This window comes from Microcoleus sp. MOSTC5 (genome assembly GCF_036701825.1).
In the GTDB taxonomy this organism is placed as follows: domain Bacteria; phylum Cyanobacteriota; class Cyanobacteriia; order Cyanobacteriales; family Microcoleaceae; genus Microcoleus; species Microcoleus asticus.
The window spans coordinates 1-1478 of record NZ_JAUBRK010000174.1 but is presented as its reverse complement, the minus strand read 5'-3'; the positions used below and the strand labels follow the sequence as shown (position 1 = coordinate 1478).

The following is a 1478-nucleotide window of genomic DNA, read 5'->3' as shown; positions in this document are numbered from 1 at the left end:
TACTGACAGGATGCTCTTTGATATCTTGCCATTTTTGTCAAGTACAATTTATACCAAATTAGATGAGCTTACCCTGCAGAAGTAAGGGAAGGAGACTTACCCCTGAGGGTCGCTAGAACAAGCAGAACCTTTACAGGAACAGGGTTTGCTTGTTCTTAACAATTATTTATCAAAGTTCCCGAATATTGGGGAAAAATTCTCTTGCTTTTTGTAGAAACCTATGCAATACTCTTGTTAAATCGCAAAATACGGTAATTCGACTGATTCACAGTAGATTAAAGTTAGAGATGCTAATCTGCTCTTCACCCGAATCTGTGAGCAGCAGGCTAATTAACACTTGCTTAACAGCAACGTTTGAAAGCGAAATAAAGTTAACGCTTAACTTTTAACTGTTAATTGTTATGAGCCTGTGCAATAAATTGTGAGATATATGGAGGTTTTTTATAATGGAATCAGGACTCTCAGGAATGCGCTTAGAATTAGTAAAACTCCAGAAGTCATTTGGAAATATTGAAATTTTGCGGGATATTAACCTCGAAATAAATCCCGGAGAATTTGTAGCAATTGTGGGTCGCAGTGGATGTGGCAAAAGTACGTTGCTGCGCTTAATCGCCGGACTAGAAATTCCCAGTCAAGGCACGGTTTTTCTAGACGGAAAGCCGTCTAAACAACTTAACTCCAAAGTGAGAATGATGTTTCAGGATGCACGGCTACTACCTTGGCAAAAAGTGCTGGCTAACGTGCAATTAGGGCTACTAAATGCCAAAGAAAGCACTCGCTATAAAGCGATGCAAGTTCTTCACGCTGTAGGGCTTGGCGATCGCGCCAGCGATTGGCCGGCTGTACTCTCCGGCGGTCAAAAGCAAAGAGTTTCTTTAGCAAGAGCCCTCGCCTGCGAACCCCACTTGCTGCTGCTTGATGAACCCCTCGGCGCGTTAGATGCTTTGACCCGTATTGAGATGCAGCAATTGTTAGAAAATTTGTGGCAAGAAAAAGGATTTACCGCGCTACTGATCACTCACGACGTAGAAGAAGCCGTGGTGCTAGCTGACAGAGTTATTTTAATAGAAAATGGTCAAATTGCAATGAACTGTTCTATTGATCTCCCACGACCGAGGCAGAGAGGAAATGCTGTATTTGCTGCGAAAGTAGAGACCATTTTGCAGCGCGTTATGGAGCGAAAAGAAAATAGTAAAGATGCAGAAAAGTTGGCAATAGCTGCGTTTCGGTAAACGGTAATTGGCATAAATTATCTCAATAGCAAGTTGTCTGGCTCAGTCGGACTTATTATGCTAAATTCTCAGGAGAATGCCAACTAATTAGGGCTTGCTGAATAAAAGCCAAAAGATTTACGAGGGCTGGGTTATGCGCCCGTGCAAGCGTCCGTCAGGTCGCCGTGAAAAACAGGTAAAATAGGTCAGCGCGACCTGAACTGGTCGTTTAGTACGGGAAGCCGACTTCCCTGGAGGATTCACACC

General features: G+C 43.2%; 1 protein-coding gene. It reads left to right on the top strand.

Features of this window, described 5'->3' with window-relative positions:
- The first annotated feature begins 446 nt into the window (after positions 1 to 446).
- Positions 447 to 1232: an ATP-binding cassette domain-containing protein gene (locus QUA54_RS34195; protein ID WP_333419468.1), complete on the top strand. Its 786-nt coding sequence runs from the start codon at positions 447 to 449 to the stop codon at positions 1230 to 1232.
- The last annotated feature ends 246 nt before the right edge of the window (positions 1233 to 1478 follow it).